A 26,981-nucleotide genomic window follows, 5' to 3' on the forward strand; every position below is an offset into this window, starting at 1 on the left:
TGGAGACCGCGCCCAAAAGACCGGCCATCAGTAAACTTATCGATCACTCGCCGTTTTCTTTTTTATAGTGGCGTCTTGACAAAATCCAAACCGAAACCCCCAAAAAACCACCACCTGAGAGAGCCCCCCTTATACTGTATTTTGCTTCATCCAAAAAACTGTAACTCACACCACCACCATAAAAATCGTCATAAGCAAGAAACCCTACTCTGACGGAGAAAACCAAAACAAAAACAAGAGCTATATTTATCAAAACAAATAGAACAAGCTCTTTAAAACCTGGAATCTTTGCGTCAATTTTCATTTCCACCTATCCTATCTTGCATCGATGAGCTAACAGCCTCATTAGTTACGCTCCCGATTGCACCACCCACGAAGTCAGCCGAGGCGCCAGGAAAGTATAGATTGAGCTTCTTAGCAGAAGCTTTTTCCCCAGCACGCCCTGCCGCAGCACCTATACCAGCGCCAATCATTGCGCTTTTAGCATCAGATCCCTTCAATTGGCTTCCAACGTAGGCCCCCCAAACACTTACACCCTCTGTAAACAGAAAGCCTCTGCCCTGTGTCAAACTTCCAACCATCGCCGCAACCGAAGCGTCGGTCACGTCTAGCTCACCCAGGCTGCTATTACCAAGCTGGTAAGCTACGTTGGTTCCGCCACCAAGGGCTCCCCCTAAAAGCAGCGAACCAGCTGTTGATCCTGCTTTCATATAACCACCGCCAGTCAGCATGGTATACACCCAGGCTTCAAGGAAAGAGTTGGCTGGCTTGGGGCCATCAAAGCCGTCTCCGCGATTCATTGCCTGCAAAGCTTCGTTAATCTGATCTGGCGAACTGCCTTGTTCCTGCATGTATTGCGCTAGTGAGGTCGCCGACTGGCCGTACTCTGTTAGCCCGGACGGCAGATGAAATCCGTGATTGTACTTAGTCGCTTCGCCCGTCACCCAAGCGCCGGTCTGTAAGGACGCCTCATCGCCGCCCTGCGCTGCTGCCGAAAGCACGCCGAACAGTTGGGAATTAACGACCTTCTGTCGCATGGTGAGATTCCCATACTGTTGCGGCATGGCGCCGATCAAGAGTTCGTTCGTGGCTCCAGCCAGCGCGCCGGTGCGAAAATCACCGCCAGCGGCTTCAGCAGCAAGCCCGCCCATCACCGTGTGCAGGCCGGTCTTGGCCAGACCGCCCTCTGTAAGCCCCTGCCTCAGACTGACGTCACCGACCCAATTGAACCCGGCCGCAGCAAAGGTGTTGGCCATGGAGTTGCGTAGCGCATCACTGAAGTCACCTTCCTGCCCGAACGCTTTCCCCAACGCATAGGAAGTCGTGTTCTGAAGCGTCTGGTTAAGTGCGAAGCGTCCAAGCCCCGAAAAGCTATTCAAAGTCGCCCCGGTGACAACACCGCTGTTGTTCAGAAGACCACCCGTGTTGGCGGCGGTCAAACCGCTCGCGCCAGTCTCCGTACCCAACCATGGATCATATATACCGCTGGTGAGCCCGGCGGTGAGGCCGCCGACGGCCAAACCGCGCAGGGTGTCGCCGCTGCCGAGGGTGTCCAGGGTGGCGCCCAGGTTGCCGCCGTTGTTGATGGTGCTGGTCGTAGCCGTACTGGCCGCGCCAACCAGCATGGCGGTGGCCGCAGCGTTGCCCCAACCGGCGGCCGCTCCGGCGCCGGCAGCCGCCATGGCGGTACCAGACCCGGCGGTGGCACCAGCCATGCCACCGATCGCCGTGCTGGCGGCGCCGGAGGTCGCGGCCGCGACCACGATAGTCACCGCCAGGGCGGTGGCGGGGCCCATGCCCTGGCTGCTGTATTCCCAGCTGTCGTGGAGTTCACGGACCTGGCGCCAGTCCACGTCGCCGCGTTGGTAGGCGTCCTTCATCCAGGCCAGGTCCGGGTTTTCGGCGGCCATGCCGTCGATCATTTGCTCGACGGTTTGCTGGTCCACTTGTTTGACGTCGATGTGGAGGCCTTCGGCGGCGTCGATGGCCAGGTTGCCGGCGGCGACGATTTCGGTTTGGCGCAGGGTTTCGTCGGTGAAGCCCTCGCCTTCCATCTTCTGCCAGGCCAGGTCGCCCTGGCTTTTTTCGTGGCTTTCCTGGACCAGGTCCTTCACCGATTCGAAGGTGATGTGTCCGCCGCTTTTCAGGGTGGTGTCGCCGCCGCTTTCCAGGCGGGCGGCCTGGTAGAGCTGGTCGCCGCCGCTGGTCAGGGTGAGGTCGCCGCCGGCGGTGGCGGTGCTGGTGACGTGGTCGATGTGGGTGACTTCGTCCCGTTTGAAGCTGTGGGCGCCGTAGTCGCCGTCCTTTTCGCTCTTGGATAAGTGGTAGTCGCGGTCCTGGGTGGCCAGAAAGGCGATGGTTCCGCCGGCGGCCAGCCCCATATCATTACCACTGCTCAGGTCGCTGCCGGCCACCAGGAGGTCGCGGCCAGCGTCGATGCGCAGGTTATCGCCGGCGCTGACGGTGGCTTTGCGTTGGCGGACGGTGTCGTGGGTGTATTGTTTTTCTTCGTCGCTGGTTTGGCGATGGTAGTTTTCGTAGTCGCGGTTGGCGGCGGACTGGATGATGACGTCGCCGCCGGCGGCCAGGCTGGCGTTGCCACCGGCGCTGACGTCGGAGGCGGTGATGCCGATGTTGCCACCGGCGCTGATCAGCAGGTCACTGGTGGCGTCCACCTGGCTGGCGATTTGCTCGACGTTCCGGGTCTGATAGCGGCCGCCGTTGGCATGGCCGTCGAAGCCCCGTTCCACGGTTTGGCTTTCGATGCGCACGTCGCCGCCGGCGTTGAGGCCCACGGCGTCGCCCTGAACACGGCTGCCGGTGACGACGATGTGGCGGCCGGCATCCAGTGCCACGGTGCCGGCGGCCTGGATCAGGCCGGCGTCGCCGTGTTCGGTGCGTCGGTGGGTGCCGTGGTCCCATTCGGTGACCACTTGCTCGCTCCAGGACTCATTGATGATGTCGCCCTGGCTGCGAATCGACACCTGGCCGGCGCGGACGGTGCCACTCTGGTTTTTGACGTCACCGAGGGAGTCGATGGCGAGACCGGTGCCGGCTTGCAGGGTGCCTTCCAGGTTCACCACCCCTTTGTTGCCGGCCTGTACGGTGAGGCCATTGGCGGCGGCGATGATACCGCTGTTGCCGAGGCCGCCGGCACGCACATTGACGGTGTCGCCGGCGATCACCGCGCCCTCGGAGGTAAGATGGCTGCTGCCCGGCGCCAGATAGAGCACCGGCACCAGCACCGACTTCCCATCCACCTGCCGTTCTTCCATCCATACCAGGTCCTGACGCAGGCCGTCGATCTGCGCCGGCGTGAGCGCCACGCCCACCGCCAGTTCCAGCCGTTCCGCTTCGAGCAGGGCATTGTCCATCAACCGCTGGAACTGTTGCTGGTCGGATTGTACGTCGTCGTCCAGGAAACGCCGGCCGGTGGCGGCCAGCACGGCGTCGCGAATCAGCTGTGTCTCGTAATAGCTGTCGCCAAGGCGCCGGGAAGTCCGGTCCGGGTCCAGCGCCAGTCGATCAAGCAGATAGCCGGAGCCCAGGAAACCATCCAGAGTGGCGAACAGCGGGTTGGTCTCGATCAGGTAGGGGTGATCCGCGTCGTCCACCACGGTGTAGAGGCTGCTGCGGTGGTCGAGAATGTCGCGCAGGCCGGCGTTGACGGTATCGATCACGCGGCTGTCTTCGCTCAGGTCCCAGGCCACCGGCGCCGGACCGTCACCGCCGGCACCGCCATCACCGGGCTCGCCGGATCCGCCGTCGCCATAGTCACCGTCGTCGAACACCACCTCCTGATCGTAGCGCTCCTCGGTGTAGTTGCCCGCTTCCTCCTGAAAATCCAGCGTCAGGTTGCCGCCGGCGCTGATCACGCTGGCAACCTGCTCGCCCAGACCGACGCTGATGTCGCGCACATCGGTGGTGACCATGCCGGCACCGGGCTCCGGCGCGCGCTTGGCGTTGTGCCATTCGCGGCGGCCGGTATAGAGGCTGCCGTGCCGTTTCAGTTCCAGTGCCCTGTTGACCAGGCGGCCACCTTCCAGGTGGATATTGCCCGCCGCGGCGAGCGTGCTGTAGGCGTTGTTCAGGGTGTCCGCGACCACCGTCAGATCGCCGCCGGAGGAGAGCACGGATTGCACCGCCTCGGAGCCGGGAGCGATGACGTCGTCGTAGAGCTCCTCACCAAAGCGGAAATAAGAGATGCTGCCGTTGTCACAGGACACGCCGTCGCGCCAGTCGGCCCGCCGGGTGCCGCAGGTGAAATTACGCAGATACAGGCCGCCACCGTCCCGGCTCTCCAGCTTGGCGCGGGTATGCGCCAGAAAACGCTGATATTTCAGGGGCGCGCGCTCCTTGAGCAACTGGGTGACGCGGGCCACCACATAGAAGCTCTCCGCCAGCGGGTTATCGGTGGCGTCATCCGCTTCGCTGGAGCCGTAATAGAAGGTAGCCGGCAGGGTGCCGATCATGGTGTCCTCGCGCGTGCCGCGCAGGGTCTCCTGAATAAACAACACATCCGCCTCGCTCAGCAGGCCGCCGATCTGGCCGTTGATGTAATCGGTGTATTGCTCGACCCAGTAATCCACCCAGGCCTGGCGGGCGCCACCGTTGCTGGCGAAGCGCACTAGCGCCGAGGAAAGATCCGGATCGTGGATAAAGACCCAGTCGTCCTCGCTGAGCGCCACATCGTCCTTGGACAGACCCACCAGCAGCATCTCCAGTACCGCCAGGCCGGTGAGCGGATCGCTCTTCGCCAGCGTGACCTCGCGGCTGTTATCCAGATAGCGGGTGAAAATCGACAGATCTCCATCATTGGTGGTGATGGTGCCGGAGTGATTGTTCACCCGCCCGGTTTTCGCCAACGCCTCATCCGCGGCGATCAGCAGGTCGCCATTGGCGACGATGTCGGCATGGTCGTTGTCCAGGATGTCGGCCACTCGCAGGGTCATGGCACCGCCGCTGCCTATCAGTGCGCCGTTCCGATTAAGCAGCCGCTCGCCTTCGATCAACACCTGGCCGGCGGCGCCCAGCGTACCCTGTCGGGCACCGGCGTCGGCGGCGCGCTCGTTGAGCAGTTCGCGCACCCGCAGCGCCAGGTCCCCCCGCGCCATGATCAGCCCCTGGTTGGTAAGCCGGTCCACGCCCTCGGCGACCACATGCCCCACGGCGGTGACCGCGCCGCCATCCCGGTTGTGAACCCGCTGCGCCGCCATCCGCAGATCGCCGTCGCTGCGCAGCACACCGGCGTTGTCCAGCACGGCCACCTGCTCGGACACGGACAGCAGGCCGCCGGCCTCCAGGGTACCGTGGTTGGTGATTTCACCGTGCCCGAGCAGCAGCCGCTCGACCACGCTGACCAGGCCTCCGTTGACCAGTTCGGCACCGCTCAAGGCGGCATCGCCGCCGGCGATCAGCCGCCCTGTTTGCTGGAACAGGCCAGCGCTTCGCGCACTCAGATCCGCATTGGTGAGCAGGTCCCCGGTGTTGATCAGGGCGTCACCGGCATCCACCGCCAGCGCCCCTTCCGCCTGCAGGGAGCCCCGGTTTTCCAGCCTGCCGTCAGTGCCCACGCTGAGGCCGCCGACGGCGAGCAGGTTGCCGTCATTGTCCAGGCTTCCGGCGGTCACGGTCACGTCGCTCAGCCCCTGCAGGTCGCCGATGTTGTTAAGGTTGCCGTCCACCGCCACCGTCAGTGACTGCTCGGCCACCACGGTGCCCCGGTTATCCAGGGTGCCGGCTTCGATCTCCACACTCCCGGCGCCACTGATCAAGGCGCGGTTTTCCAGGCTGTCCGCTTTCACCCGCACCTCGCCGGCGGATTGCATCCGCCCGTCCAGGTGGCTGACCGTGGAAGCCTCCACATCGAGCCGCTCGCCGCCATGCATCAGGCCGCGCTGGGTGACATCGTCGGCGCGAGCACGCAGCGTTCCGTCGGCGACGGTTTCGCTGCGCGCGGTGCTCTCCAGTCCGCTGGCGTCGACGCGCAGTTCACCGCCGGCGGTGGCGGCGCCGTCCTGGCGCACGGTGCCGGCGGTGATGCGCAGATCCCCATTGGCCGCCAGCGTGCCCTCGTTATCCAGGTGGCCGGATTCAACCCGGGCCTTCCCACCGGCGACGATTGCGCCCCGGTTATCGAGCCGGTCGGTGGCACGGATCGAGAGCGTATCGCCGGCCAGCTCACCGGCGTTGTCGATGCTGTCCGCATGCACGGTCAATCGGTCCACGCCCAACCATCCCGCCCCGGCGTCCAGTCGCACCGAGTCCAGTGCCATCTCCACCACCTCGGCGGACGTGGTTCCGGTGACGGCGTGCCAGGCATCGGCTTGCACATTGATGCGATCACCGGCCACCAGGTGGCCATTGGCGGTCACATCGGTGGCCGCCAGCTGCACCGATTCCGAGGCACTCAGGGAATTGAAGCTGAGCCGGCCGCCGGCGCTCAGGGTCAGGTCGCCATTCTGGGCCGCCACCGGCGCGTCCAGCCGCACGCCCACGCCGTTCTCATTGCCGATCAGGCGGATGCGATTGGCATACATGCCGCCCAGGGCGGCGGCGTCGATGGCGAATTCCGGGGTGTCGGCGTCGCCCTCCCCGGCGTCACCGGCCAGCTGCTCCGTGGCCAGGGTTTGCCGGTCCACCCGCTGGCGGCCGGCAATCACGTTGAGGCGGTCGGCGTTGATGGCACCGGCCAGCGACACGGAGCGGGCGATCAGATCGAAGCGGTCCACATTGGTGGTATTGGCGCCGCCGGGTCCGATGCGCACCTCGCCGCCCTGCACATCAAACGCGCGCAGGGCGCCGTCGCCATCCATGATGGCGCGCCCGGTGGTGAGCGTGGCGTGGTCGGTATTGATAAAGCCGCAGCCGCTGCAGGTAATGCCGTTGGGGTTGGCGATCACCACATCGGCACGGGCGCCCGCCACTTCCATATAGCCGTTCAGCGCGGACGGATTGGCGCCGATCACTTCGTTGAGAATAAGACGGGCCGGGCCGTTCTTGAGGTTGGGATTGCCTTCGATGTAGCCGGCCAGCTCGGTCTGGCTGAGACCGCGACCGTTGTTGAACACCAGGCCTTGCCGGTCCACGTTGAGGTCGTTGTAGAAATTCCGTGAAACGCCGGCGCCATTGGGGTTGCGGATGTTCACCACCGGCACGCCATTGGCGGCCCGGTCGAGGCCGCCGGCGGTGGGCGTGACCCCATCGGCGATGGCCAGCAGGGGCTGACCGATCAGCAGCAACGATAACGTACATGCCAGTACGCGCCGCGCCCTTCCGTGGGCCTCAGAACTGAACGTACAGACTTGCCAGGGCTGTGTATTCATGGTCCGTCATCTCCGTTGAATATTGCTCCAGGGGCCAGCTCACCTGCGTCGTCAGTTGCAGGTCGCGGTAGCCCACCGCCAGACCGGCGGTGGTGGACGCCAGCCGGGAGAATTCCGTTTCAGGGGAGTCCCCGGGCACCACGCCCAGATCACAGGCGACAAAAGGTCTCAAACTCACCGGGCCGGTGAGCGGTGGGTACACATCAAACTGGACGCTGCCGGCGGCGGCGCTGTTGCCGCTCACCGACAGGCTGTCGTAGCCACGCACGGCGGCGGCGGAAGCCAGCGACAGGCGCTCGGAGGGAAACAGCTGGTCATCGCTGTACTGGGCGTTGAGGCGTACCTGCAGGGCGCCGTACAAAGGCGCGACGAAACGCGAGGCGGACAGGTAAAGCTGATAACGACCGTGGATCGGGTCCGCCACCCGGGCGCCGTCGGGCAGCTCGGTGGCCGGCCCGGCGGCCCAGGCCCGTTCGGCGGTGAGGCTGCCGGCCACCTGTAGCCGGCCGAAGCGGGACTTGCCACTGAGGCGCAGGCCGCCGGTGCGCAACCGGTAGCTGCTGACCTGAATGGTGGTGTCCTCGATAAGATTGCCGACCTCGGTGTAGGCCCCCAGCAACGTCATCGCCAGCCGGGTGCGCTGCGAGCGATACAGCACCCGGGTCAGCTCAAGGCGGGAGATCTCGGTAATGCCCGAGGAATCGAAGCGCTGAAAGATGCCGGCCACGTCGCTTTGATAGGCCTGCCGGCTGTAGCCTCCGGCCAGGTTCCAGTAGCCCAGGCTGACGTCGTAATCCAGGCTGGCGCCCCAGGCCCGGTCGGAGAACTCCTGGTCCAGGTCGCTGTTCAGCCCCAGGGACAGCCGGTCCGCGAGACCAAAGGGGCTACCCCAATCCAGAGAGAGCTGCCCGGTGCCATGGGTGATGTCGCCGTAGTGTTTTTCGTTAAGCACCAGGCTGCCCTGCCAGGGGCGGGGCCAGTCGGCCCGGCCGATCACCACGGTGCCGCCCTGCTCCTCCCCGGGAGCCAGATCCATGCTCACGTCGAGATGCGGCAGCCGGGACAAATTCTCAACGCCCTGCTCCAGGGCACGCAAATTAAGCAAGTCACCCGCCGACAAGGGCACCGCCTGTTTCAGCAGGCCATCGCCGATACCGTCTCCGCGCAACGCTTCGGTGCGGCCGGGCAGCACCAGCAGGGTCAGGGTGCCGTCGTGCAGATCCTGTTCGGGCAACAACACCCGGCTGGTGACAAAGCCACGATCAATCAGCGTGTTGGTGAGCAGGGACTGGAGATCACGAATGTCGGCCAGGCCGAGGCAGCGCCCGCGCCAGTGGTCCAGCGCCGCGCCCAGCCAGGGTCCGAACGGCGGCGGGTCACCCGCCGGTGTGGTCAGGGTAAAACGTTGGATCGTGAAACAGCGCTGCGGCGCCGGGGCCCCGGTCGGCGGCGACCGCTCACCGGGTGCTTCGCCGGGCACGCGCATCTCCTGGATTCGCTGTTCCTGGCGTTGCAGATCCTGCTCTTGCAGGCGGTCGTACATGCGTTGCTGTGGGTCTGGCTGCGCCGACACTGTACCGGTGGCGGCCAAAGCGGCCGTGCACAGCATGAAAGTGAAGAGCTTGATGGTTCCTTCCCCCGAGCCTGATTCCTTGGCAATGCCCGCCCTCCGGCCCCCACCGGTGTGTTTTCAGGGTCAGGCTTTATTCCGAAGCTCAGTATAGGAAGAGTGCACCAGCGATCCAGGGGTGACGCAAAAAAATGCGCACTTTAAAGGCGTTTTTTGAACCGACTCACAACGGCGGCGCGCGCCGGTTCACGCCGAGGCGTCCGTCGCCACCCGATACAGCAGCGTGTCCTCGTAGCCGCTGGTGATTGGCCACAGGCCGCACAGCTGCCGGTCCAGGTCCGGGTCGCCGGTGTCCACCACCAGGGGGCGGCCGTCCAGGGTGGCGAGCTTGGTGCGGCTGGCCAGGATCTGGATGTTGGCCTTGCCCAGGCGGCGGATCACCGCCGGGCTGAACTGCTGGTTGCCGCGTCCGAACAGGTGGCCCTGGCCGCCGATCACGGTGATCAGGGCCCGGGCCGGGTCATTGCCGATGATGTCGAGGATTTGTTCGGCGCCCACGTCGGCGGCCACCACTTCTTCATTGCGGACAATGTCCACGCCGAGCAGGGTGTTGGGCAGGCCCAGTTGTTCCATCACCGTGGCCACGGTGGAGCCGGAGCCCACCAGGTACCAGGTGTCCGGTTCCAGGTGGTCGATCACCGAGGCGGCGATTTCGGTGACCACCAGATCTTCCACTTCGCGGCCGCCGCATTTCACCTGTTGCAGGTAGCGGCCTTCGGCGGGGACCTTGAGTTCCCCATAGTGGCGGGCGCGCACCTCGCCCCGGCGGAAGGCGTCTTCGTCGATGTCGCGGACCTCGGCCTGGTGCAGCGCCACCAGGCCGCCGTGGACCAGGTCAGCCAGCAGCCGGCCGGCGGCCTCCGGGTTGATGGCGTAGACCGCCGAGTGCATCTTGCAGCCGGCCGGCACGCCGAGCACCGGCACCCGTTCGCCCACCGCATCCACCAGGTCCCGGGCGGTGCCGTCGCCGCCGGCGAACAGCAGCAGTTGGGCGCCGGCGTCCAGCAACGCCCGGGCCGCCTGGCGGCTGTGTTCCCCGTTGCTGGGCGACGGCGAGTCGCCGAGCACTTCCGCCGTCAGGCCGGCGGCCCGGCAGCTGTGCTCGCCCATGTCGCCAGCCCAGGTGAGCACGCGCAGCTGGTCGGCTTCGCCGGCCACCGCCTTCAGGGCGCGGGTCATGCGCGCCACCGCCATCGGTTCGGCGCCCCGGCGCAGGGCTTCTTCGCGGGTGTCGGCGCCGTCGCTGCCCTTGAGGCCGACGGCGCCGCCGATACCGGCGAACGGGTTAACCAGAACGCCAAGAATCAGCGGTTCGCGCGGGTTTGTCATAAAACGATCACACCTTTTTCGAACAATGGCCGCGTCAGGAACACAGCGGAGAAATGACAATGCAGCGTCTTCACTATTCACCGAGTTCCAGCCGCCGGGAGTTCAACGGCGCCGCCCTGGTCGACGAGCAGGGCCGCGAAATTCCGATCACCGAGGCGATGATCCTGCGAGCCTGCCGGGAGTTGGAGCAGGCCTGGCATTATCCGGAGCCGGCCCGCAAAGCGGGTTGATTCTTACTATCGCGGCTGACGCCGCTCCTACCGGGGCAGGATACCCGCCGTAGGAGCGGCTTCAGCCGCCATCACTCCGCCGCGAACAGCCGGCTGACCAGCGGCTGAAACGGCGCCGCCACCTCCCCCCGGTGCCGCCAGTAGAGCAGTTCGTGGCGGGCCGGATAGTGCTTGCGCAGGCCATCGAAGGCGCTGCCCGGGTCGTCGCCGGCCAGGGCGTCACGCAGGCGGCGGTCGTCCTCGTGCAGGCGGTAGGCGCGCCGCAGCAGCGCCAGCAGGTCCGCTTCGTCATGCACCGGCGCGTCCAGGGTGTCGCCGCTGACCGGCGGGCTGGCGCCGGGGGCCTGCTCCCCGCGCCAGCGGCACCAGGCATCATGGAGCATGGCGGTGCCCCGCCACTTTCCTTCCACACTGTAGCCCGCCACATGGGGCGAGCCCAGCCACACCCGTTCCAGCAGCGCCGGGTCCGGGCGCGGCTCATTCTCCCACACGTCCAGCAGCGTCAGCGGGCCCTGGCCGGCGGCCAGTTGCCGGGCCAGGGCGCGGTTGTCGATCACCGCCCCCCGGCAGGTGCTGATCAGGGTCTGCTCCGGTCCGAGCAGGGCCAGGCGTTCCGCGTTCAGCAAATGATGGGTGGCGTCCTCGCCCTCCTTGGTGAGCGGTACGTGCAGGGTGATCAGGTCCGCGTCCAGCACCGCGTCCAGGCTGGTCAGCGGCACCGGCGCGCGGGCGCCTTGGCGGGCCAGCGGCGGGTCACAACCGATCACGGTGGCGCCCAGAGCGTTCAGCCAGGCGGCCACCCGGGCGCCCACGTTGCCCAGGCCAACCACACCGATACGGCTTTCATGGAGCGTGCGGCCCTGGCGCTGGCAGGCCAGCAGCAGGGCCTGCAGCACATACTCGGCCACCGCCCGGGCGTTGCAGCCGGGGGCATGGGCGAAGGCAATGCCCAGCTGGTCCAGGGCGGCCCGGTCCACATGGTCGGTGCCGATGGTGGCGGAGCCGACGAAGCGCACCGGGGTGCCCTCCAGCAGCGCCCGGTCGACGCGGGTCACCGAGCGCACCAGCAGCACGTCGGCGTGTTCCAGGGCGTCACGGTCCAGGGTGCGGCCGTTGACACGGGTGACGGTGCCCCGGGCCTCGAAGGGTTCCAGGGCGGGCATGTTTTCGTCGGCGACGATCTGCATTCGCGGTCTCTTTGGTGGTCGCTGCCCGGCAGGGCTCAGTGCCGCGACAGCGCCTCGGCGGTGGACTGGATCGCCCCGGTGTAGGGGCGGTGGTTAAATGATACAGGTTGTACAGGCGAGTGCGGTGTTGAAATCCCGGTTCCGCCGGGTCGAACACCACCGGGGTGCCGTCTTCCAGGGCCGCCATGATAGGCACCGGCGCGGGGCCCCGGCCAGACCCGGGGCGCCGCTTCAGGAAGCCAGGGCGCGGCGGCGGTACTCCCCCGGGGCGCAGCCTTTCCAGCGTTTGAAGGCGTGGTAGAAGTTGGCGGTGTCGGAAAAGCCCAGATACAGCGCCAGTGCCTGCATATCGCAGCCGTCGGCGAGCAGATGCTGGCAGGCGCATTTCATGCGTACCTGATCGCGTAGCCGGGCGAATTGGATACCCTCATCACGCAAGCGCCGCTGCAGGGTGCGCGGTGTCATGCCCAGATCCTCGGCCACCCGTTCCACGGTGACGGCGCCGTGGCCCAGGCCGGCCCGCAACCGGGCTCGCACCCGCGCCACGATGCCGCCCTCCCGTTGCCGCCGCGCCAGCAGCAGCCCGGCCCGGTGTTCCAGGTGGCGCCGGTAGCGGGGCCGGGCGCCGGGCAGCGGCTGGCCGAGCAGCGCCGGGGAAAATTCGATGCCGTTGCGGGCGGCACCGAAGCGCACCGGGCAGTCGAAAAAGCGTTCATGGTCACTGGGGGTGGCGGGCACCGGACGGCGCAGCAGGGCCCGGTGAATCGGCAGGCGCCCACCCAACAGCGAACGCCCCACCGCCACCAGGGCGGCCACCAGCAGGTCGTCGCGGTCCAGGGAGCCGTCCGGGTCGGTGGCGGAGTCCGGTGGGTCGCTGGCGTCCACGGTCAAGGCGCAGTGATGCTCGCCACGGCTGAGCCTGAATTCCAGCTCCGGCACCACCAGCTCCTGGTAACGGAACCAGGCATCCAGGGCCTGTTCCAGGGTGGCGGAGGCGGCCATCAGATGGCCGGGCAGATGCAGGCTGGTGTAATGGAGCTCGCGGCCAAGCCGCAAACCCGGATTCGGGTCCCGTTCCGCGTCGATGGCGCCGGCCAACAGCCGCTCAAGCGGCCCCGGCGGCGAATACCCGTCGACGGCGGATGCGGGCAGGTGCTTTCCCACCATGGCGATCCCTCTTTCATTATCCTTGTTGTCTTTCTTGTTATGGTTGGTCGCGGTCTTCCCTGGCCCCTATGGGACGATGATGCCACCGTGCCTGCATTGACCCGAAATTTCACCGGGCGGTCGCACCGGTCAACAGGCCCCGGCACATGCCGCTGGTGACCGGGAAACAGGATGGGTACTCTTGGAGCCCACCGAAGGACGAGGACGTTATGCTGAAACGCTACTTCATCGACGAAGTGACCGGCACCCGCGCTTCCCCACGCCAGGCTTTTTCCCTGTTCAGCCAGGTTCAGGACTGGTCCGACTGGTGTTCGGTGGTGCGCCATGCACGGCTATTCGGCGGCCAATGGCGCCCCGGCGCCGCCCTGTTGTTCGTCGCCGACCTGCCCCGTCTGCCGCCGGCGCCGGTGGTGGTGCGGGTACACGAATACCGGGAAAACGAATGCATCGCCTGGGGCCTGGATCTGCCCATGGCGCGGCTGATCCACCGCTTCACCTTTCTCGATGACGGCGCCGGCGGCTGCCGGGTGCTCCAGGAAGAGTGGTCCGAGGGCCTGCTGACCCTGCTGACACTGCCCGCCGGTGGTCTGATCCATCGTTTCGATCAGCGTTTCGCCGCCGAATTCGCGGCCATGTTCTAGGTCTTATCAACCGGAAATTCCCATGATGTCTCGACTGTTCCGCGCCTATTGCGCCCTGGTGTTGCGCCACCCCCTGTTCTGGCTGCTGGTGGTGGCGCTGGTGTGCGGCACCGCCGCCTGGCAGGCCCGCCATTTCAAGCTGGACGCGTCCGCCGAATCCCTGACCCTGGAGAACGATCGGGCGCTGGAGTATTACCGGCAAATCGCCAAACAGTACGGCGGCAGCGATTTCCTGGTGATCACCTACACGCCCAAGGATCGGCCGCTGTTCCAGCGCGACACCCTGGAAAACCTGGAAAAACTGCAGGATCAGTTGAAGGGCGTGGACCAGGTGGCCTCGGTGTACACCCTGCTGGACGTGCCCTTGCTGTTCAGCCCCAAGGTGGAATTCACCGACCTCTCCAGCGGCTACCGGACCCTGCTCGACAACAATGTGGATCTGGATCTGGCGAAACGGGAATTCACCGAGGAGAACCCGCTTTACGAGGACCTGCTGGTCAGCGACGACGGCCGCACCACGGCCATGCTGGTCACCTTCCAGCGTGACGAGCATTTCTTTGAGTTGCTCAACCGCCGCAACGCCCTGCGCGACAAGCAACGCCAGGGCGAGCTGAGCGACGCCGAGGCGGCGGAGCTGGAACAGGTGACGGCCCGCTTCAGCGATTACAACAGCGAGGTGCAGGCGCGCACCACCCAGCGCATCGAGACCATTCGCGGCATCATGGACGGCTACCGGGACCAGGCCCAGTTGTTCCTGGGCGGCGTGCCGATGATCGCCTCGGACATGATCGGCTTTATCCAGTCCGACCTGGAATTCTTCGGCCTCGGCGTACTGATCTTTCTGATTATCACCCTGTTCCTGATTTTCCGCCGGCCGCGCTGGGTGGTGGTGCCGTTGATGTGCTGCGCGGTCACCGCCCTGGTGGTGACCGGCTGGCTCGGTTTCATGGACTGGAAGGTGACGGTGATCAGCAGCAATTACCTGTCGCTGCTGCTGATCATCACCATGTCGATCACCATCCACCTGACCGTGCGCTACCGGGAACTGCACCAGGAAAACCCGGACGCCACCCAGGCCTGGCTGCTGCGCGAAACCGCCGCCCATATGATGCGGCCCAGCGTCTACATGATCCTTACCACCATGGTCGGTTTCTCCTCCCTGGTGATCAGCGACATCCGCCCGGTGATCGATTTCGGGTGGATGATGACCCTGGGCCTGGGCGTGGCCCTGGTGACCTGCTTTCTGGTGTTCCCCGCCCTGCTCGCCCGGCTGTCGCCGGGGCAGCCGCCCCAGGGCCGCGATTTCACCCGCCGGGTGACCCTGGGCTTCGCCGGCGTCACCGAGCGCCACCGGGCCACCCTGCTGGTGCTGACCCTGGTCGGCATGGCGTTGGCGCTGTGGGGCATGACCCGCCTGACGGTGGAAAACCGCTTTATCGACTATTTCCAGAAGGACACGGAAATCTATCAGGGCATGCTGCAGATCGACCGTAAGCTGGGCGGCACCACGCCCCTGGATATCGTGATCGACGCGCCGCCCCGCCCGGCCGCCTCCGCCGCTTCCGGCGACAGCTCATCCGCTTCCAGCGACGACACCGGTGCCGATCAGCAGGCCGGCGCCGACGGTTTCGATACGGTGGAAGCGGACCCGTTCGGCGCCACCGGCGGCGATGCCGGTAAAACCGGCGGAGATGGCTTCGGCGCCGTGGAGCAGGACCCGTTCGCCGCCGGCGGCGGGGACGATTTCGGCGGTGGCGAGGACCCGTTCGCCAGCAACGGTTCCGGCCAGACCGCCAAGCAAGCGGCGGATGCCGGGCCGGATCTGCAGGGCGCCTACTGGTACACCCCGCAGCGTCTGGAACAGATCATCGAGATCGAGAAGTATCTGAAGTCGTTGCCGGAAACCGGCAAGGTGCTGTCCATCGCCACCACCTATGAGGTGGCCAAGAAGATCAACGGCGGCCCGCTCAGCTATGTGCAGCTGATGCTGCTGGCCAGCTTTATCCCCGACGACCTGCGCGGTCAGCTGGTGCGCCCCTACCTGTCCGACGATGGCCGGCAGATTCGTATCAGCGTGCGGGTGGTGGACTCCTATCCGGGCCTGAACCGCAACGACCTGCTGGACAAGATCAACAACGATCTGGTGAGCAAATTCGATCTGCAACCGGAGCAGGTGCACCTGACCGGCGCCCTGGTGCTCTACAACAATATGCTGCAGAGCCTGTTCGATTCGCAGATCAAGACCCTGGGCTATGTGTTCGTGGCGATCATGGTGATGCTGCTGTTGCTGTTCCGGTCCCTGCCGGTGGCGCTGATCAGCATGGTGCCCAGTCTGGTCAGCGCCGCCACCGTGCTGGGGCTGATGGGCTGGCTCGGCCTGCCGCTGGATCTGATGACCATCACCATCACCGCCATCACCATCGGCATCGCGGTGGATGACACCATCCACTATGTGCACCGCTACCATGAAGAATGGCCCCGGGACGGGGACTATGTGGCCACCATGCGCCGCTGTCACGGCTCCATCGGCAAGGCGATGTACTACACCTCCCTGGTGATCATCGCCGGCTTCTCGATCCTGGCGATCTCCAACTTCAACCCGACGGTGTACTTCGGCCTGCTGACCAGCCTGGCCATGCTGATCGCGTTGCTCAGCAACCTGACCCTGCTGCCGGCGTTGCTGATCACCGTGAAACCGAAACTGCGCGCCGCCCGGGAAGCGGCTTGATGGCGCGGTTGATCGCGGCTAAAGCCGCTCCTACAAGCGGCTTTAGAATGCGGTAGGAGCGGCTTCAGCCGCGATACCCCACACCTCAACCACGATCCGGATCAACCCGAACGTGGGCTTGCCTGACGGGCAGAGTCTTATCCATGCGGGATGCGTGCGAACCGACGGCTTAATCGCGGCTGAAGCCGCTCCTACAGGCGGCTTTAGAATGCGGTAGGAGCGGCTTTAGCCGCGATAACCCACACCTCAACCACGATCCGGATCAACCGGAACGTGGGCTTACCTGACGGGCGGAGTCCTATCCATTCTGGATGCGTGCGAACCGGCGGGTTGATCGCGGCTAAAGCCGCTCCTACAGGCGGCTTTGGAATCCTGTAGGAGCGGCTTCAGCCGCGATACCCCACACCTCAACCACGATCCGGGTCAACCCGAACGTGGGCACGCCTGACGGGCAGAGTCCTATCCATTCTGGATGCGTGCGGACCGGCGGGTTGATCGCGGCTAAAGCCGCTCCTACAGGCGGCTTTGCAATCCTGTAGGAGCGGCTTCAGCCGCGATAACCCACACCTCAACCACGATCCGGGTCAACCGGAACATGGGCTTGCCTGAAGGGCAGAGTCCTATCCATGCTGGATGCGTGCGGACCGGCGGGTTGATCGCGGCTGAAGCCGCTCCTACAGGCGGCTTTGGAGTCGTGTAGGAGCGGCTTCAGCCGCGATAATCCACACCTCAACCACGATCCGGGTCAACCCGAACGTGGGCTTGCCTGACGGGCAGAGTCTTATCCATGTTGGATGCGTGATCGCGGCTGAAGCCGCTCCTACAGGCGGCTTTAGAATGCGGTAGGAGCGGCTTCAGCCGCGATCCGGGTCGAGCGGAACGTGGGGCGGGTTGGGCACTGGGTCGTGGTGGATGATCACCTCCGCCGCCGGGTAATGGGCGACGATGTCGGCGCGGATGCGCTCGCCCAGGTCGTGGGCTTCGCGCAGCGACAGCCGCTCGTCCATGTCCACGTGCAGCTGGATGAACTGGGTGCGCCCGGACTGGCGGGTGCGCAGGTCGTGGAACCCCAGGGCCTGCTCATGCTCGCCAACCACGGTGCCGACCACGTCGCGGACCTCGCCGGGCAGCTCCCGGTCGAGCAGCAGCTGCACCGCGTCCCAGCCGATCTTGCCGGCGGAATAGAAGATATAGAGGGCGATCAGCAGCCCCACCAGGCCGTCCGCTTCGATAAAGCCGAACCCGCTCAGCACCAGCGCCACGATGATGCCGGCGTTGACCGCCAGGTCGGAGAGATAGTGCAGCGAATCCGCGTCGATGGCGGTGGAGCCGGTGCGGCGCACCACGTATTTCTGCACCACCAGCAGCAGCGCGGTGAGCACGATGGAAAACACCATCACCCCCACCCCCAGGCCGGTGGCCTCGATGGGCTGGGGGTCGAGCAGTTTCAGTACCGCCTCGCGCAGCAGATACAGCGCCGAACCGGCGATCAGAACCGACTGCCCCAGGCCCGCCAGCGCCTCCGCCTTGCCATGCCCGAAGCGGTGCTCGTCGTCCGCCGGCACCAGCGAGTAGTGGATCGCCGCGAAGTTGATCAGCGAGGCCAGCGAATCCATGATCGAATCGATCAGGGAGGCCAGCAGACTCACCGACCCGGTCAGCGTCCAGGCCACGCTCTTCACCGCGATCAGAATCAGGGCGGTGGCCACCGAGGCGCTGGCGGCCAGGGTCAACAAGCGGCGTGCCCGTGCTTCGTCCAGCGGTTCGTTCATGGTCAGGATTTCCTTGGCAAAAGGGCCAGCGGGTCCACCGGCTGACCGTCCTTGCGAATCTCGAAATGCAGCTGGGTGTGCAGGGTGCCACTGGCGCCCATGGTGGCGATTTCCTGGCCGGCACGCACCTGGTCACCCTCCTTCACCAGCAGCTTCTTGTTGTGGGCGTAGGCGCTCAGCCAGCGGTCGTTGTGCTTGATGATCAGCAGATTGCCATAGCCGGTCAAACCGCTGCCCCGATACACCACCCGCCCGCCGGCGGCGGCCACCACCGGGCTGCCCTCGCGGCCGCCGATGGCGATGCCGCGCCGGCCACCGGCGGCGCTGGAGTAGCGCTCCAGCAACTTGCCGCTGGCCGGCCATTGCCAGTTCACCGGTCCGGTGGCCGCCGGGCTGCTGGTTTTCGGCGGCGGGGGCGGCGTGGCGGCGGAGGACGAACGGCTGGACGACGAGGACGCCCCGGCGGAGGACGGCGCCCTGGACGAACTGGACGCGGTGCCGCGCTCCGGGGTGGTTTCCCGGGGGCTGGCGCCGGCGAACGAAATCACCTGGCCGGGGTAAATGGTATAGGGGGCACCGATGCTGTTGGCGCGGGCCAGGGAGCGGTAGTCCCAGCCGTAGCGCCAGGCAATGGAATACAGGGTCTCGCCCCGTTGCACCCGGTGACTGCCGGAGGTCACCTTGCCGGCGCGTTGGTCCTGCTGGTAGATGTCCACCACCGGCGGCGGGCTGCTTACCGCGCAACCGGTCAGGGCCATCAACAACACTGTGACAAGACAAACACGCAAAAGACTACTCGTCCGTTGGGGTCGCCTCATTATGCACGGGCGCGGCAAAGGAAAGTAGCCACACCAGGAGCAGCCCGACCACCATCATGGTCAGCGCCAGCGCCAGATGACTGGCGCCGCCGGTGGCGCGGGCATAGTCCGCCGGCCACAGCCAGCGCTCCGCCACGCCCTGGTCCAGGGGCAGCCGCCAGGGCCACAGCTTGACCAGCGAGCCGGCCATGAAGCCACCGAGCAGGGCCATCACGGTGTCGTGGTAATGATGCAGCAGCCATTTGAGCAGCCGCACGAAGGCCAGCAATCCGCAGGCGCAGCCGGCCATGAAACTGATCAGCAACGGCCAGTCGCCGCCGTCCACCGCCGCCAGCACGGATGGGTACAAACCCAGTAATAACAGGATAAAACTGCCGGAGATGCCGGGCAGGATCATGGCGCAGATGGCCACCGCGCCGCCCAGGAAGAAGACCAACGGCGACACGCCGAACACGGTGAGCCCGGGCGCCAGGCTGATCGTCACCGCCGCTCCGGTGCCGGCCACGAAGGCCAGCCATTGTGGCGGGCCCCGTTTTTTCAGCGGCGACAGCACCAGGAAAACACTGGCCAGAATCAGGCCGCAGAAGAACGCCCACACCGGCACCGGGTGGTGCGCCAGCAGCCAGGTCATGATCCGCGCCAGCAGCGCGATGCTGGTGAGAATCCCCGCCAGCAGAGTGAAAAGGAAGGTAAAATTGCCGGCCCGCCAGAACGCGGCGAAGCCCTGCCGGCGCCAAACGCCGAGCAAACCCGGGCCGATGCCGCCCAGGGTATCGATCAGTTCTTCATAGATGCCGGTGATCAGCGCCAGGGTGCCGCCGGACACACCGGGCACCACATCGGCGGCGCCCATGGCCAGGCCGCGCAGGTAGACACCGGGGCGGGCCTTCATTGCACACCCCGCTGGAACGGCACGAAGCGCACCGCATCCAACTGCCGGGTATGAATCTCATCGCCCACCCGGTCCACCACGGTGAGATGCTGGACGCGGTCGCCCACCGGCATCACCAGGCGGCCACCATCGGCCAGTTGGTCGAGCAGTTCCCGGGGAATTTCCGGACGGGCGCAGGCCACCAGGATGCCGTCGAAGGGCGCCGCCGCTTTCCAGCCAAAGCCGCCGTCGGCGTGCTTGAGCTGCACCCGCGCCAGCCCCAGGCTGATCAGCCGCTGGCGGGCGCGATCCTGCAGCGGGCGAATGCGCTCCACGGAATGCACCTGGCCGCACAGCGCCGCCAGCACCGCAGTCTGGTAGCCACAGCCGGTGCCGATCTCCAGCACCTTTTCCGGCACCCGCTCGGCGATCAGCAGCTCGGTCATGCGCGCCACCACCCAGGGCTGGGAAATGGTCTGGCCGTGGCCGATGGGCAGGGCGGTGTCGTCGTAGGCCTGGTGGGCCAGGGCTTCGTCGATAAAATAATGGCGCGGCGTGGTGCGGATCACCTCCAGCACCCGTTCGTCCTCGATGCCGACGTCCCGCAGCCGGTTGATAAGCCGCTCCCGGGTTCTCGCCGATGTCATGCCAATGCCGCGCAATTCCGTGTCCATGTCCGTCGGTGGATCCCCCATCCCCGTTTCATTTTTGGTGCGCCCGAATTCCATCGGATATCGCGGCTGAAGCCGCTCCTACAACGGAATGCTGCGCTGTAGGAGCGGCTTCAGCCGCGATCCGCCGCCGCCGGCACCCGGGTGGCCAACAACTCCGCCAACACCGAGGTGGCGAAGGCGCCGGTGGGCAAGCTCAACGCCAGCTCCAGCGTATCACCGGCCCAGTGCCATTCCAGCCCGGTCACCGGCAGGCGGGTGGCCCGCCGTTCCGCCTCCAGGCCCAATTCCCCCAGGGCCGCGATCAGGGGCCCATGGGGCCCCAGCACCCGCTGTTCCAGCCGCTCGCAAGCCGCCGATGATGCCATGCCCGCCCGCCCCGGCAAAGGGGCGGTGGGATGCACCTCGCCGGCGGCCACCCGGGCCGCCGCGTTGGCGTCGTCGTCAGCGGAGAACAGGCCCCGGCTGCCGTCCGGGCGCAGCAGGTCACCGTCCAGCAGACGGTCCCAGACCCCCTCGCGGACGCGCTCCGCCAACACCGCGTTGAACAGGCCGGAGCGCACCGCCGACAGCCAGAAGTTGCGCAGCGTGCGCTTGCGCGGCGCCTCGCCGCCCAGCAGCCAGGCCCGCCCCCGGGTCCAGTTGGCGCCGTCCCGGCCGAAGCGCTGTTCGCCGAAATAGTTAGGCACACCCTGGCCGGCCACCGCCAGCAAAATCGACTCCAGCCGTTCCCGGTCCGCCTCCACCTGGCGCAGCCGCAGCTGGAAGGCATTGCCGCGATGGGTGCCCCGGTTGAGCTTGCGGCGGTGGCGCAGGGCCCGGTGGATCACCAGCCCCTCGGCGGCCTCGAACTCCGGGTCCGGCTTGCCGGGCAGGTGCAAGCTGAACCACTGCCGGGTCACCGCGCGGCGGTCCTTGAGGCCGCCATAGCCCACCGCCAGCCGGTGCACACCGGCCTGCTTGGCCAGCCACAGGGCCACGTCCTCGGTGTTCCAGTTGGTTTTTTCGATCTCAACCCAAAGGTGCTCGCCTTCACCGTCGGGCACCACGGTCATGATCTCGTCGACGCGGAAGTCCGCCGCCTCCACGCGCAGCAGGGCGGTGCCCGCCGGGCCACCGTGGGCCGCCGGCGTGGCCGGTGGTGCGTCCACCGGTTCGCCGCCGGCGCCGCCGTTCAACACCGCTCCAGCAGGGCGGACGCCTGCACGGCGATGCCCTCGCCACGGCCGGTGAAGCCCAGCTTCTCGGTGGTGGTGGCCTTCACCGACACCTGGTCCTGGTCACAGCCCAGCAGCTCGGCGATCCGTTCGCGCATGGCGGTCAGGTGCGGGGCCAGCTTGGGGGCCTGGCAGATCACCGTCAGGTCCACATTGCCCACCCGCCAGCCGGCGGCGACGATGTCTTCCATCACCCGGGCCAGCAGCTGCCCGGAATCCGCGCCCTTCCAGCGCGGGTCGGTGTCGGGAAAGTAGTGGCCGATATCGCCCAGCGCCAGGGCGCCGAGCAGGGCGTCGGTAAGCGCGTGCAGCGCCACATCGCCATCGGAGTGGGCCTTGAGGCCACGCTCGTGGGCAATGCGCACGCCGCCCAGCATCACATGGTCACCGTCCTCGGCGAAGGCGTGCACGTCGAAGCCGGTACCTACGCGAATGGCGCCCGGGCGAACCGCCATGACAGCCCCTCCTGTTCCTGGGCCGCGAGGTAGAAGCGCGCCAGCGCCAGGTCCTCGGGCAGGGTGATTTTGATGTTGTCCGCCTGCCCTTGCACCAGGGCCGGGTGGCGGCCGGCGGCCTCCAGGGCGGAGGCCTCGTCGGTGATGCCGTCCAGATCCCCGTCCAGGGCCCGGTGCAGGGCCGCCGCCGGGAACAGTTGCGGGGTCAGCGCCCGCCAGATGTGGCGCCGGTCCAGGGTGGCGTCGATACGCTGGCTCTGGTCGGCGCGCTTGATGGTGTCGGTGACCGGCCGCGCCAGAATGGCGCCGTCGTCGCCGCAGCCGTCCACCAGGGCCTGGATGTCGGACAGCCGCACCAGCGGCCGGGCCATGTCGTGCACCAGCACCCAGGCGTCCGGGTCCTGCTCCAGCACCGCCGCCACCCCGGCGCGCACCGACCCGGCGCGGCTGGCGCCGCCGGTCACCGAACGCACCCGCCGGTGGCGGGCCACGTCCAGGCGCGGCCACCAGGGGTCGCCGTCGGCCACCGCCACCACCACCTGGCGGATCGGCGCGAACGCCAGCAGCCGGGTGATGGTGTGCTCGGCCACGGTGCGGCCGTCCAGGCTCAGGTACTGCTTGGGCAGGCCGGCGCCCATGCGCGCGCCGACGCCGGCGGCGGGCACCACCGCATAGAGCGCTTTATGGCTGGTCGTCACTGGCGCCGTCCCCGGGTTCCACGATCAGGAAGTAGGTTTCACCGTCGCGGATCATGCCCAGATCCTTGCGGGCGATTTCCTCCACCGCTTCGGTGCCGTCCTTGAGGTCGCGCACGTCGGCGGCCATCAGCCGGTTGCGCTCGGCCAGTTCGGCGTTTTGCGCGGTCAGGGTCTCGACCTGCTTTTCCAGGGCGGCCACATGCCGCAGGCTGCCCTCGCCGAACCATAGCCGCGCCTGCAGCCCCAGCAGCACCAGGGCCAGCACGGCGAGCACCACCTGGCGCGCCGGGGACAGCTTCACGCGCCCTCCCCGGCCGCCGGCAGACCGGCCTTCAAGGCCTTACAGGAACCGGAATTCTTTGCGGCCGTTGTAGGCGGCACGACCCAGTTCCTCTTCGATGCGGATCAGGCGGTTGTACTTGGCGACCCGGTCGGAACGGCACAGGGAGCCGGTTTTGATCTGGCCGGCGGCGGTGGCCACCGCCAGGTCGGCGATGGTGGTGTCGGCGGTCTCACCGCTGCGGTGGGAAATCACCGCGGTGTAGCCGGCGTCCTTGGCCATCTTGATGGCGTCCAGGGTTTCGGACAGGGAACCGATCTGGTTGAACTTGATCAGGATCGAGTTGGCCACCTTCTCGTCGATGCCGCGCTTGAGGATCTTGGTGTTGGTGACGAACAGGTCGTCGCCCACCAGCTGCACCTTGTCGCCCAGCTTCTCGGTGAGGATCTTCCAGCCGTCCCAGTCGGACTCGTCCATGCCGTCCTCGATGGAGATGATCGGGTAACGGTCGCACAGCTCGGCCAGGTAATCGGCGAAGCCGGCGGAGTCCATGCTGCGGTTCTCGCCGGCCAGCACGTACTGGCCGTCCTTGTAGAACTCGCTGGAGGCGCAGTCCAGGGCCAGGGTGATGTCCTCACCGGCCTTGTAGCCCGCTTTTTCGATGGCTTCCATGATCGCTTCCAGGGCCGCCTCGTTGCTGGGCAGATCCGGGGCGAAGCCGCCTTCGTCACCAACGGCGGTGTTCAGGCCCCGGGCCTTGAGCACGCCCTTGAGCGCGTGGAACACCTCGGCGCCGTAGCGGATCGCTTCGGCCACGGTGGGCGCGCCCACCGGTTGGATCATGAACTCCTGGATGTCCACGTTGTTATCGGCGTGTTCACCGCCGTTGATGATGTTCATCATCGGCACCGGCAGGGAGTACTCGTTGTCGTCGTCCTGCAGGTCGGAGATGTACTCGTACAGCGGCTTATCCTGGGCCAGGGCTTCCGCCTTGGCGGCGGCCAGGGACACCGCCAGGATGGCGTTGGCGCCCAGGTTGCCTTTGTTCTCGGTGCCGTCGGCGTCGATCATGGCCTGGTCCAGGCCGCGCTGATCGGCGGCGTCCACGCCCACCAGCAATTCACGAATCTGGGAATTGACGTTGCCCACCGCGCGGGTCACGCCCTTGCCCAGGTAACGGCTCTTGTCCCCGTCGCGCAGTTCCAGCGCTTCCCGGGAGCCGGTGGAGGCACCGCTGGGGGCGCAGGCGCTGGCGCTGTGGCCGGACTCCAGGATCACATCGGCTTCGATGGTGGGGTTGCCGCGGGAATCGAGAATCTCACGGGCCTTAACGTCGACGATTTTGGACATGGGTCGGTCTCTCTAGATACGAACTCAGTGATTGTCGAAGGCGGGCAACGCCTTGACGGCATTATCCAGGGTCTGCATTTGTTCAAGGAATGGCTGCAGCCGGTCCAGACGCAGGGCGCAGGGGCCATCGCACTTGGCGTTGTCCGGGTCCGGGTGGGCTTCCAGAAACAGCCCGGCGATGCCCTGGCTGATGCCGGCGCGGGCCAGCTCCGCCACCTGCTGGCGACGGCCGCCGGCGGAATCGGAACGGCCGCCGGGCATCTGCAGCGCATGGGTCACATCGAAAAACAGCGGGTAGCGGAACTGCTTCATGATGCCGAAGCCGAGCATGTCCACCACCAGGTTGTTGTAGCCGAAACAGGAGCCGCGCTCGCACAGAATCAGCCGGTCGTTCCCCGCCTCCTCGCACTTGTGCAGGATGTGCTTCATTTCATGGGGGGCGATGAACTGGGGTTTCTTGATATTGATGATGGCGCCGGTTTTCGCCATCGCCACCACCAGGTCGGTCTGCCGCGCCAGAAAGGCGGGCAACTGGATGATGTCCGCCACTTCCGCCACCGGCGCCGCCTGGTAGGGCTCGTGCACGTCGGTGATGATCGGGCAGTCGTAGGTGTCCTTGATCTCCTGGAAGATCTTCAGGCCCTCGTCCAGGCCCGGGCCACGGTAGGAATGCAGCGAGGAGCGGTTGGCCTTGTCGAAGCTGGCCTTGAACACCCAGGGAATGTTCAAGGCGGTGGTGGCCTCGGCGTAGGCTTCGGCCACCTGCATGGCCAGGTCCCGGGACTCCAGAACGTTCATGCCGCCGAACAGGGCCATGGGCTGGTCGTTGCCAAACGCCCGGTCGCCCAGGCGCAGGGTGATGGAATCCGTCATCGGCGGTGTCCTTTACCGTTAATCGTTGCCGGCGGCCAGATGGGCCGCCAGGGCCGCTTCCACATAACCCCGGAACAGGCCGTGGCCATCACGGGGCGTGGAGGTGAATTCCGGATGGAACTGGCAGGCCACGAACCACGGATGGTCCGGCACCTCGATCACTTCCACCAGCTCGCCGTCATGGGACCGACCGGCGATGCGCAGCCCGGCCGCTTCCAGTTGCGGCAGGTAGTTGTTGTTCACTTCATAGCGGTGACGATGCCGCTCGATGATGTGCGTCTTGCCGTAGCAATGCGCCGCCAGGGTGTTTTCCTCAAGCACGCATTCCTGGCCGCCCAGGCGCATGGTACCACCCAGGTCGGAGGCTTCCGAGCGCCGTTCCAGGGCGCCATCCTCACGGGTCCACTCGGTGATCAGCGCCACCACCGGGTCGCTGGTGCCGGGCTTCAGTTCGGTGGAATGGGCGTCGCTGATGCCGGCCACGTCGCGGGCGTACTCGATCACCGCCAGCTGCATGCCCAGGCAGATGCCCAGGTACGGCACCCGGTTCTCGCGGGCGTAACGGATCGCCGCGATCTTGCCCTCGGTGCCCCGGTCGCCGAAGCCGCCGGGCACCAGAATGGCATCCACCTTGTTCAGTTCGCCGGTGCCGTGGCGCTCAATGTCCTCGGCGTCGATATAGCGGATATTGACCTTGGCGCGGGCGGCGATGCCGGCGTGCATCAGCGCTTCGTTCAGCGACTTGTAGGCGTCCGCCAGATCGATGTACTTGCCCACCATGCCGATGGTGATTTCGTGCTCGGGGTTGAGCTGTGCTTCCACCACCCGGTCCCATTCGCTCAGGTCCGGGGCCGGCAGATCGAGGCCGAACTTGTCCAGCACGATGTCGTCCATGCCCTGCTCATGCAGGACCCGGGGCACCTGGTAAATGGTCTGGCAGTCCGGGGCGGTGATCACCGCGCGGGCTTCCACATTGGTGAACAGCGCGATCTTCTCCCGGGCCCCCTGGGGAATCGGGTGGTCGGCGCGGCACACCAGCATGTCCGGCTGCAGGCCGATCGAGCGCAGCTCCTTCACCGAATGCTGGGTGGGTTTGGTCTTGATCTCGCCGGCGGAGGCGATGTACGGCACCAGCGTCAGGTGCACCAGCAGCGAGCGGCTGGAGCCCAGCTCCACGCGCATCTGGCGCACCGCTTCCAGGAACGGCAGCGATTCGATGTCACCGGCGGTACCGCCGATCTCGACGATGGCCACGTCGGCGTCACCGGCGCCTTCCTGGATTTTCAGCTTGATTTCATCGGTGATGTGGGGAATCACCTGCACGGTGGCGCCCAGGTATTCGCCGCGCCGTTCCTTGTCCAGCACGTCCTGATAGACGCGGCCGGTGGTGAAACTGTTGCGGCGGCTCAGCCGGGTGCGGATAAAGCGCTCATAGTGGCCCAGGTCCAGGTCGGTTTCGGCACCGTCCTCGGTGACGAACACCTCGCCATGCTGGTACGGGCTCATGGTGCCCGGGTCCACGTTGATATAGGGGTCCATCTTGATCAGCGTGACTCTGAGGCCACGGGCTTCCAGCAAGGAAGCCAGGGACGCCGAGGTAATGCCCTTGCCCAGAGAGGACACGACCCCGCCGGTGACGAAAATAAAACGTGCCATGCACCCACCAGTAGCTCATGGATTGAACGCGCGCGCATCCGGCCAGCCCGCGACCATACTCCAAAAAAATACCCTTGCCCCGA

Annotated in this window: 20 protein-coding genes; 3 read left to right on the forward strand and 17 right to left on the reverse strand. The window is 66.3% G+C overall.

All coding sequences use genetic code 11. The features are described from left to right. Positions 1-43: 43 nt before the first annotated feature. From FGS76_RS08420 to FGS76_RS08435, 4 genes are all read right to left on the reverse strand, one after another. A complete protein-coding gene (locus tag FGS76_RS08420) occupies positions 44-304 on the reverse strand; it encodes a hypothetical protein (protein ID WP_138772184.1) in 261 nt (86 codons plus the stop codon). Next, entirely contained in the window at positions 294-7,241 is a 6,948-nt protein-coding gene (locus tag FGS76_RS08425; RefSeq protein WP_170214434.1) for a two-partner secretion domain-containing protein, read from the reverse strand. Before FGS76_RS08425 ends, FGS76_RS08420 begins: the two co-directional genes overlap by 11 nt. Positions 7,242-7,284: 43 nt before the next feature. Next, a complete protein-coding gene (locus tag FGS76_RS08430) occupies positions 7,285-8,868 on the reverse strand; it encodes a ShlB/FhaC/HecB family hemolysin secretion/activation protein (protein WP_170214435.1) in 1,584 nt (527 codons plus the stop codon). A 273-nt stretch (positions 8,869-9,141) separates the two neighbouring features. Continuing rightward, positions 9,142-10,284: an ATP-NAD kinase family protein gene (locus tag FGS76_RS08435; protein ID WP_138772187.1), complete on the reverse strand. Its 1,143-nt coding sequence runs from the start codon at positions 10,282-10,284 to the stop codon at positions 9,142-9,144. A 59-nt stretch (positions 10,285-10,343) separates the two neighbouring features. Between FGS76_RS08435 and FGS76_RS19455 the strand changes: the two genes are divergently transcribed. Beyond that, positions 10,344-10,514 carry a PA1571 family protein gene (locus tag FGS76_RS19455; RefSeq protein ID WP_170214436.1) on the forward strand — a complete coding sequence of 57 codons (171 nt, stop codon included), beginning with the start codon at positions 10,344-10,346 and terminating at the stop codon, positions 10,512-10,514. Between the two features lie 71 nt (positions 10,515-10,585). Here FGS76_RS19455 and FGS76_RS08440 read toward each other — a convergent pair whose 3' ends face one another. Both FGS76_RS08440 and FGS76_RS08445 read right to left on the reverse strand, forming a co-directional pair. Continuing rightward, the gene (locus FGS76_RS08440; protein WP_138772188.1) at positions 10,586-11,701 is read right to left on the reverse strand and encodes a 4-phosphoerythronate dehydrogenase; all 1,116 of its coding nucleotides are present in this window, start codon (positions 11,699-11,701) and stop codon (positions 10,586-10,588) included. 231 nt (positions 11,702-11,932) lie between these two features. Continuing rightward, positions 11,933-12,868 carry an AraC family transcriptional regulator gene (locus tag FGS76_RS08445; protein ID WP_138772189.1) on the reverse strand — a complete coding sequence of 312 codons (936 nt, stop codon included), beginning with the start codon at positions 12,866-12,868 and terminating at the stop codon, positions 11,933-11,935. Positions 12,869-13,077: 209 nt separating this feature from the next. Between FGS76_RS08445 and FGS76_RS08450 the strand changes: the two genes are divergently transcribed. Both FGS76_RS08450 and FGS76_RS08455 read left to right on the forward strand, forming a co-directional pair. Then, complete coding sequence (locus FGS76_RS08450) at positions 13,078-13,509, forward strand: SRPBCC family protein (protein ID WP_138772190.1); 432 nt, start codon at positions 13,078-13,080, stop codon at positions 13,507-13,509. Between the two features lie 22 nt (positions 13,510-13,531). Further along, complete coding sequence (locus tag FGS76_RS08455) at positions 13,532-16,237, forward strand: efflux RND transporter permease subunit (RefSeq protein ID WP_138772191.1); 2,706 nt, start codon at positions 13,532-13,534, stop codon at positions 16,235-16,237. 854 nt (positions 16,238-17,091) lie between these two features. On the opposite strand, the gene FGS76_RS08460 is transcribed toward FGS76_RS08455, so the two are convergent. From FGS76_RS08460 to FGS76_RS08510, 11 genes are all read right to left on the reverse strand, one after another. Beyond that, entirely contained in the window at positions 17,092-18,009 is a 918-nt protein-coding gene (locus tag FGS76_RS08460; protein ID WP_138772192.1) for a cation diffusion facilitator family transporter, read from the reverse strand. Positions 18,010-18,011: 2 nt separating this feature from the next. Beyond that, a complete protein-coding gene (locus FGS76_RS08465; protein WP_240692471.1) occupies positions 18,012-18,767 on the reverse strand; it encodes a peptidoglycan DD-metalloendopeptidase family protein in 756 nt (251 codons plus the stop codon). Positions 18,768-18,801: 34 nt separating this feature from the next. Next, positions 18,802-19,719 (reverse strand): DUF368 domain-containing protein, encoded by a 918-nt coding sequence (locus tag FGS76_RS08470; protein WP_138772194.1) that lies wholly within the window; start codon positions 19,717-19,719, stop codon positions 18,802-18,804. After that, complete coding sequence (locus FGS76_RS08475; RefSeq protein WP_138772195.1) at positions 19,716-20,372, reverse strand: protein-L-isoaspartate(D-aspartate) O-methyltransferase; 657 nt, start codon at positions 20,370-20,372, stop codon at positions 19,716-19,718. Before FGS76_RS08475 ends, FGS76_RS08470 begins: the two co-directional genes overlap by 4 nt. Before the next feature lie 110 nt (positions 20,373-20,482). Continuing rightward, the gene (gene truD, locus FGS76_RS08480; RefSeq protein ID WP_377900471.1) at positions 20,483-21,550 is read right to left on the reverse strand and encodes a tRNA pseudouridine(13) synthase TruD; all 1,068 of its coding nucleotides are present in this window, start codon (positions 21,548-21,550) and stop codon (positions 20,483-20,485) included. Then, positions 21,544-22,041, reverse strand: coding sequence for a 2-C-methyl-D-erythritol 2,4-cyclodiphosphate synthase (ispF, locus tag FGS76_RS08485; protein ID WP_138772196.1), 498 nt, complete (start codon positions 22,039-22,041; stop codon positions 21,544-21,546). The genes truD and ispF overlap by 7 nt, the downstream gene beginning before the upstream one ends. Next, the gene (gene ispD / locus FGS76_RS08490; RefSeq protein ID WP_138772197.1) at positions 22,011-22,739 is read right to left on the reverse strand and encodes a 2-C-methyl-D-erythritol 4-phosphate cytidylyltransferase; all 729 of its coding nucleotides are present in this window, start codon (positions 22,737-22,739) and stop codon (positions 22,011-22,013) included. Before ispD ends, ispF begins: the two co-directional genes overlap by 31 nt. Continuing rightward, on the reverse strand, positions 22,723-23,040 hold the full coding sequence (locus tag FGS76_RS08495; RefSeq protein ID WP_138772198.1) for an FtsB family cell division protein: 318 nt from the start codon (positions 23,038-23,040) through the stop codon (positions 22,723-22,725). The genes ispD and FGS76_RS08495 overlap by 17 nt, the downstream gene beginning before the upstream one ends. Before the next feature lie 39 nt (positions 23,041-23,079). Next, positions 23,080-24,369, reverse strand: a complete 1,290-nt coding sequence (eno, locus tag FGS76_RS08500) for a phosphopyruvate hydratase (RefSeq protein WP_138772199.1) — start codon at positions 24,367-24,369, stop codon at positions 23,080-23,082. A gap of 24 nt (positions 24,370-24,393) precedes the next feature. After that, positions 24,394-25,242 carry a 3-deoxy-8-phosphooctulonate synthase gene (kdsA, locus tag FGS76_RS08505; RefSeq protein WP_138772200.1) on the reverse strand — a complete coding sequence of 283 codons (849 nt, stop codon included), beginning with the start codon at positions 25,240-25,242 and terminating at the stop codon, positions 24,394-24,396. Between the two features lie 18 nt (positions 25,243-25,260). Then, positions 25,261-26,898 (reverse strand): CTP synthase, encoded by a 1,638-nt coding sequence (locus FGS76_RS08510; RefSeq protein WP_138772201.1) that lies wholly within the window; start codon positions 26,896-26,898, stop codon positions 25,261-25,263. Positions 26,899-26,981 lie beyond the last annotated feature (83 nt).

The organism is Alloalcanivorax gelatiniphagus, assembly GCF_005938655.1.
In the GTDB taxonomy this organism is placed as follows: domain Bacteria; phylum Pseudomonadota; class Gammaproteobacteria; order Pseudomonadales; family Alcanivoracaceae; genus Alloalcanivorax; species Alloalcanivorax gelatiniphagus.

Coding starts and splice junctions, on each gene's coding strand:
- FGS76_RS08420 (WP_138772184.1), bottom strand. CDS start 304: ATGAAAATTGACGCAAAGATTCCAGGTTTTAAAGAGCTTGTTCTATTT.
- FGS76_RS08430 (WP_170214435.1), bottom strand. CDS start 8,868: ATGTACGACCGCCTGCAAGAGCAGGATCTGCAACGCCAGGAACAGCGA.
- FGS76_RS08435 (WP_138772187.1), bottom strand. CDS start 10,284: ATGACAAACCCGCGCGAACCGCTGATTCTTGGCGTTCTGGTTAACCCG.
- FGS76_RS19455 (WP_170214436.1), top strand. CDS start 10,344: ATGCAGCGTCTTCACTATTCACCGAGTTCCAGCCGCCGGGAGTTCAAC.
- FGS76_RS08440 (WP_138772188.1), bottom strand. CDS start 11,701: ATGCAGATCGTCGCCGACGAAAACATGCCCGCCCTGGAACCCTTCGAG.
- FGS76_RS08445 (WP_138772189.1), bottom strand. CDS start 12,868: ATGGTGGGAAAGCACCTGCCCGCATCCGCCGTCGACGGGTATTCGCCG.
- FGS76_RS08450 (WP_138772190.1), top strand. CDS start 13,078: ATGCTGAAACGCTACTTCATCGACGAAGTGACCGGCACCCGCGCTTCC.
- FGS76_RS08455 (WP_138772191.1), top strand. CDS start 13,532: ATGATGTCTCGACTGTTCCGCGCCTATTGCGCCCTGGTGTTGCGCCAC.
- FGS76_RS08460 (WP_138772192.1), bottom strand. CDS start 18,009: ATGAACGAACCGCTGGACGAAGCACGGGCACGCCGCTTGTTGACCCTG.
- FGS76_RS08465 (WP_240692471.1), bottom strand. CDS start 18,767: ATGGCCCTGACCGGTTGCGCGGTAAGCAGCCCGCCGCCGGTGGTGGAC.
- FGS76_RS08470 (WP_138772194.1), bottom strand. CDS start 19,719: ATGAAGGCCCGCCCCGGTGTCTACCTGCGCGGCCTGGCCATGGGCGCC.
- FGS76_RS08475 (WP_138772195.1), bottom strand. CDS start 20,372: ATGGACACGGAATTGCGCGGCATTGGCATGACATCGGCGAGAACCCGG.
- ispF (WP_138772196.1), bottom strand. CDS start 22,041: ATGGCGGTTCGCCCGGGCGCCATTCGCGTAGGTACCGGCTTCGACGTG.
- eno (WP_138772199.1), bottom strand. CDS start 24,369: ATGTCCAAAATCGTCGACGTTAAGGCCCGTGAGATTCTCGATTCCCGC.
- kdsA (WP_138772200.1), bottom strand. CDS start 25,242: ATGACGGATTCCATCACCCTGCGCCTGGGCGACCGGGCGTTTGGCAAC.
- FGS76_RS08510 (WP_138772201.1), bottom strand. CDS start 26,898: ATGGCACGTTTTATTTTCGTCACCGGCGGGGTCGTGTCCTCTCTGGGC.